Consider the following 5,734-nt stretch of genomic DNA (forward strand, 5'->3'; position numbering starts at 1 on the left):
GCGCGTGTCAGGCCCGGTCGACGCCGCGGCGCCGATCCCGGCGGTCGTGGTGGCGCCGATCTGGCGCATGATCGTCTCGAACTCACGCTGCATGATGGCGAGCACGGCGGCGACCCCGGGCTCGCCGAAGGCGGCCAGCCCCCAGACGGAGGGGCGGCCGATGCACACGGCGGTGGCGCCGAGCGCCAGGGCCTTGAGGACGTCGGTGCCGCGGCGGAAGCCGCCGTCGATCAGCACGGGCACCCGGCCGTTCACCGCCGTCACGATCTCCGGCGGCACGCCGATCGTGGATTGCAGGCTCGCCTCGGCCCGGCCGCCGTGGTTCGACACGATCAGCGCATCGACGCCGTGGTCGAGCGCGCTCTTCGCGTCCTCCCTCGTGACGATGCCCTGGAGCACGAGCTTGCCCTTCACGAGGCCGCGCAGGCGCCGCACGTAGTCCCAGGTCATGCCGGTGCCGTGTCCGAGCGCCGCTAGTTCAGTCGTTTCCAAATGTTTCCAAGATGTCGAGCTTTGCTTCCAGGGCGAGCTCATGCCAGCTCAAGACATAAATCGTTACACACCGCGTATTAACGATGAAATCCTCAAATCAGGGTGGCCGGGGAATGGTCGGCCGACGTTCTGGTCGGGCCCGGTTGCACCGGGCCGTTCTTGATGGAGATCCGCGATGAGCCTGATGGATGCGCTCTCGAACGCCATCACCGGGACCTCGGCCCAATCCTTCGCGCTGAACAACATCTCGGGGAACATCGCCAACAGCACCACGGCCGGCTTCAAGAGCACGGATACGAGCTTCGCCGACATGCTGGCGCAGACCGAGGCCGGGACGCAGCCCGCCGGCGGCGTCGCGATCAGCACGCGGTCGAACCTGGGGCTCCAGGGCACGGTGGCGTCGACCGGCATCGCGACGAACCTCGCGATCGGCGGCGACGGCTACTTCGTGGTCCGGCAGAATCTCGGGACCGCGTCGGCGCCGAGCTTCGGCTCGACGCTGGCCTACACCCGGCGCGGCGACTTCGCGCCGGATGCCAGCGGGTACCTCGTCAACGGGGCCGGGTACTACCTGTTCGCCGGGGCCTCGACGGGCGCGCCGGTCCAGGTGCCGGCCACCGCCACGAGCGCGCTCTCCAGCCTGTCGGTCTCGCCCGCCGGCGCCCTCACCGGCACCCTGTCGGACGGCAGCACCCAGGCGCTCGGCACCCTGGCCCTGGCCCAGTTCGGCGCGCGGGACACGCTCGCCTCGCTCGACGGCGGCGCCTTCGTCGCGACCGCGAGCACCGGGGCGCCGAGCTTCGGCCTGAACGGCGCGACCGTGACCGGCGGCTCGGTCGAGCAGTCGAATGCGAGCATCTCGGACCAGTTCTCCAAGATGATCGAGACGCAGCAGGCCTATTCCTCCAACACGAAGGTGATCAGCACCGTCAACGAGATGCTGCAATCGGCCATCGCGATGTACGTCTGACGCGGCGCGCGCCGCTACCCGTCCGCCTAGCGCGCCGTTCGGAACACCTGCAGGTCGAGGTCGCGCACCTTCTTGCGCAGGGTGTTGCGGTTGACGCCCAGAAGCTCCGCCGCGCGGATCTGGTTGCCGCGGGTGGCGGCGAGCGCCGCGCCGATCAGCGGGCCTTCGATCTCGCGCAGGATCCGGTGATACAGGCCGGGCGGGGGCAGCGTGTCGCGGTATCCGGAGAAGTAGTCCGAGAGGTGGCGCTCGACCGCGCCGGACAGGGTCTCGTTGTCGGCGCCGGCCTTGCGCGCGGTGCCGTTCCCGGCCGAGGCCGGGGGGCTGAGCGGCAGCGTGTCGAGCTCCGCCTCGATCACCGGGCCGGTGATGGTCTCCTGCGGGTAGAGGGCGGCGAGCCGCCGGACGAGGTTTTCCAGCTCGCGGACGTTGCCGGGCCAGCGGTAGCGCTTCAGGCGCTCCATAGCCTCGCCGTCGAGCATCTTCCGCGTGAGGCCCTCGCGCTCGACCTGGATGAAGAAGTGGCGGACGAGGTCGGGCACGTCCTCGGACCGCTCGCGCAGGGCCGGCAGCCGCAGCGGCACGACGTTCAGGCGGAAGAACAGGTCCTCGCGGAAGATGCCCTGCTGGATCGAGATCCGCAGGTCCTTGTTGGTCGCCGCGATGATGCGGACGTTGGTCTTGATCGGCACCCGGCCGCCGACGGTGGTGTACTCGCCCTGCTGCAGCACGCGCAGCAGCCGGGTCTGCGCCTCCATCGGCATGTCGCCGATCTCGTCGAGGAACAGCGTACCGCCCTCCGCCTGCTCAAAGCGGCCGGCCGAGCGCTGCAGCGCCCCGGTGAAGGCGCCCTTCTCGTGGCCGAACAGCTCCGATTCGATCAGGTCGCGCGGGATCGCGGCCATGTTGACGGGCACGAACGGGCCGGTGCGCCGGCGGCCGTAATCGTGGAGCGCGCGGGCCACCAGCTCCTTGCCGGTGCCGGACTCGCCGGTGATCATCACGGTTAGGTCGGTCGGCATCAGCCGGGCGAGCGCCCGGTAGATCTCCTGCATCGCCGGCGAGCGCCCGACCAGCGGGATGTCCTCGTTGTCGGGCGGCGCGGCGGCGGCGGCCGTGCCGCGCGGGCGCGACAGCGCCCGGCCGACGATGGCGATCAGCTCCTTCAGATCGAAGGGCTTGGGCAGGTACTCGTAGGCGCCGCGCTCGGAGGCGCGGATCGCGGTCATGAAGGTGTTCTGCGCGCTCATGACGATGACCGGCAGCTCCGGCCGCACCCGCTTGATGCGCGGCAGCAGGTCGAACACGTTCTCGTCGGGCATCACCACGTCGGTGATGACGAGGTCGCCCTCCCCTTGCGCCACCCAGCGCCACAGGGTCGCGCAGTTGCCGGTGGAGCGGACCTCGTAGCCGGCCCGCGACAGCGCCTGGTTGAGGACGGTGCGGATGGCGGCGTCGTCGTCCGCGACGATGATGTGGCCGTTGGGCATGACTCTTACTCGGGCTCCGCGACCGCTTCGCGCCCGTCGCGGGCGCTCGACATGGGCAGGAGGATTCGGAAGGCGGTGCGGCGGGGCGCGGGATCGCACTCGACGATGCCCCCATGATCGCCGACGATCTTCGCGACCAATGCAAGACCGAGGCCGGAGCCTTGCGCCTTCGTCGTCACGAACGGGTCGAACAGATCCGGCAGCAGCTCGGCCGAGATGCCCGGGCCGTTGTCGCGCACCGCCACCTCGATCGGCAGGCTCACGCGCTCGCGCGAGCCCGGGACCTGAAGCCGCAGGCCGGTGCGGAAGGCGGTCGACAGGGTGATCTCGCCGTCGACCGCGTCGGCGCCGATCGCTTCCGCCGCGTTCTTCACCAGGTTCAGGATCACCTGCACGAGCTGATCGCGATTGCCGAGCACCGGCGGCAGCGACGGATCGTAGGTCTCGACGAAGCGGATGTGGCGCCCGAACCCGGATTGCGCCGAGCGCTTCACCTGATCGAGCACGCCGTGCACGTTGACCGGGCCGCGCTCGACCGGGCGCTCGTCGCCGAACAGCTCCATCCGCTCGACGATCCGCACGATCCGGTCGGTCTCCTCGCAGATCAGGCTGGTCAGCACCCGGTCCTCTTCCGGCCCCGACTGCTCGAGCAGCTGGGCCGCGCCGCGGATGCCGGCGAGCGGGTTCTTGATCTCGTGGGCGAGCATCGCGCCGAGCGCCACCATCGAGCGCGCCGCGCCGCGATGCGTCAGCTGGCGGTTCATCTTGTCGGCGATGGTGCGCTCCTGGAGCATCAGCACCACCGCCTCGCCGTCGTCGCCAAGCGCGGTGGCGAACACGTCGACGCTGCGCTCCGCGCCCGAGCGCGGTTGCGTCAGCTCGACCCGGTACTCGCTGACGCTGGACCCGCGCCGGCGCACCTCCGCCACCAGCGCGATGATCGGCGAGGCGAAGGGGATGATGTCGCGAAGCCGGCGCCGCTGCATCAGCCGGGCGGAATAGTCGAAGAACGTTTCGGCCGCGTGGTTGCAGTGCATGATGCGGTCGTCCGCGCCGATGGTCAGCACCGGCAACGGCAGGGCGTTGATCACCGCCTCGGCGCTTGGCATGCCGCGGGGTTTCGCCGCGGGCTCCTTGGCGGCGGGGTCGAGACCGATCGGCATCGCCTCGTCCCTGGGTTCCCCGTCGCTCATGCGGCCTCCGCGATCGCCGGGGCGGCCTCGAAGGCGGCGCGCAGGAGCCGGTCCGCCACCTCCGGGTCGGTGGTGGTCAGGAGCCGCGTGCGCTCGGCCGCATCGAGGCCGCCCGCCGCGTCGGCATAGGCCGCCAGATGCTTGCGGGCATGACGCACGCCCATCGCTGCGCCGTAGAGCGCGATCAGCCCGGCATAATGCGCCGCCGCCAGCCCCGCCCGGGCCGACCGCGACAGCGTCGGCACCGGGCGCCTGGCCAGCCCCGCGGCGAGGGCGCCGACGAGCCAGGGGCGCCCGACCGCCGCGCGGCCGACCATGATGCCGGCAGCACCCGAGGCCGCCAGGCACGCCCGGGCGCTGGAAAGGTCCTTCACGTCGCCGTTGGCGATGACGGGGATCGACACCGCCGCGACGACCGGCCGGATCGCGTCCCAGTCGGCGCTGCCCTTGTAGAATTGCTGCCGGGTGCGACCGTGGACGGTGACCGCGTTCAGCCCCAGCGCCTGGGCCCGGCGGGCGAGCTCCGCGGCGTTCAGGCCGTGGTGGTCCCAGCCGAGGCGCATCTTCACCGTCACCGGGATCGACACCGCCTCGCGCACGGCGCCGAGGAGGCGGGCCGCATGGTCGAGGTCGCGCATCAGCGCGGAGCCCGAGGCGATGCCGGTGACGATCTTGGCCGGGCAGCCCATGTTGACGTCGATCACGTCGGCGCCGTTCGCGGCGGCGATCCGGGCGGCCTCGGCCATCGGCTCGGGGGCGCAGCCGGCGAGCTGGACGATGTGCGGCGCGATGCCCGACCCTTCCGCCCTGAGCCGCGCCTCCTCCGAACCGCGCGCGAACTCGGCCGCCGCCACCATCTCCGACACCACCGCGCTCGCGCCGGCACCCTGCGCGATGCGGCGCATGTGCAGGTCAGTGACGCCCGATAGCGGCGCCAGCAGCACCACCGGATCGACCGAGCGCTCCCCTCGCAGGACGCTCAAATAATGATCAGCCATCATTCTGCACAACAAATAGACAAAACCAGCCCGGCGCAAGCCCCCGGGCGAGGGTTGGGCGGGGAACCGCGCGATTTGATTTCGCTTCATCCCCCGCATAAACGACAGGCAGATTTTTGAGGACCCGAACCGGCCGCATGGCAGGCGGTCTCGGCCCCGGCACGACGGAAACCCCCAGGCATGTCCGAACCCGGATCGAGCGTCGCCGTCGTCGTCGTGGCGGCCGGTCGCGGCATCCGCATCGGCGGCGGGATGCCCAAGCAGTACCGTCGCGTCGGCGGGCAGGCGGTCCTCACCCGCACCCTCGACGCCCTCGGCCGCGACCCCGTGATCGGCCGGATCCAGGTGGTGATCGCCGCCGACGCGGCCGCGTTCTACGACACCTGCCGCACCGAGCTCGCGCCCGCCATCGCAGACAAGCTGCTGCCGCCGGTCGAGGGCGGGGCGACGCGCCAGGACTCGGTCCGAGCCGGGCTCGAAGCGCTCGCGGCGGCGGGCGCACCGGACGTGGTCCTCGTCCACGACGCGGCCCGGCCCTTCGTCGATGCCGGGCTGATCGCCCGCGCCGTCGCCGCCGGGCGCGACCACGGC

General features: G+C 71.4%; 6 protein-coding genes. 2 read left to right on the forward strand and 4 right to left on the reverse strand.

All coding sequences use genetic code 11. From position 1 onward, the window contains the following. Positions 1-534: alpha-hydroxy-acid oxidizing protein (locus FV223_RS18495; RefSeq protein WP_348644806.1), on the reverse strand; the 534-nt coding region annotated here is incomplete at its 3' end. 133 nt (positions 535-667) lie between these two features. On the opposite strand from FV223_RS18495, the gene FV223_RS18500 reads away from it, so the two are divergent. After that, complete coding sequence (locus tag FV223_RS18500) at positions 668-1,462, forward strand: flagellar hook basal-body protein (RefSeq protein WP_147728389.1); 795 nt, start codon at positions 668-670, stop codon at positions 1,460-1,462. A 26-nt stretch (positions 1,463-1,488) separates the two neighbouring features. On the opposite strand, the gene ntrC is transcribed toward FV223_RS18500, so the two are convergent. From ntrC to dusB, 3 genes are read right to left on the reverse strand one after another with little or no spacing between them, the layout of a single operon-like run. Beyond that, on the reverse strand, positions 1,489-2,952 hold the full coding sequence (gene ntrC / locus FV223_RS18505) for a nitrogen regulation protein NR(I) (protein ID WP_147728390.1): 1,464 nt from the start codon (positions 2,950-2,952) through the stop codon (positions 1,489-1,491). Between the two features lie 5 nt (positions 2,953-2,957). After that, on the reverse strand, positions 2,958-4,115 hold the full coding sequence (locus FV223_RS18510; RefSeq protein WP_187274736.1) for an ATP-binding protein: 1,158 nt from the start codon (positions 4,113-4,115) through the stop codon (positions 2,958-2,960). Positions 4,116-4,141: 26 nt separating this feature from the next. Continuing rightward, positions 4,142-5,146, reverse strand: coding sequence for a tRNA dihydrouridine synthase DusB (dusB, locus tag FV223_RS18515; protein WP_147728391.1), 1,005 nt, complete (start codon positions 5,144-5,146; stop codon positions 4,142-4,144). A gap of 177 nt (positions 5,147-5,323) precedes the next feature. On the opposite strand from dusB, the gene FV223_RS18520 reads away from it, so the two are divergent. Beyond that, a partial coding sequence (locus tag FV223_RS18520; protein WP_147728392.1) for a 2-C-methyl-D-erythritol 4-phosphate cytidylyltransferase occupies positions 5,324-5,734 on the forward strand: 411 nt, incomplete at its 3' end.

It is taken from the genome of Methylobacterium sp. WL116, assembly GCF_008039455.1.
Taxonomy (GTDB): Bacteria; Pseudomonadota; Alphaproteobacteria; order Rhizobiales; family Beijerinckiaceae; genus Methylobacterium.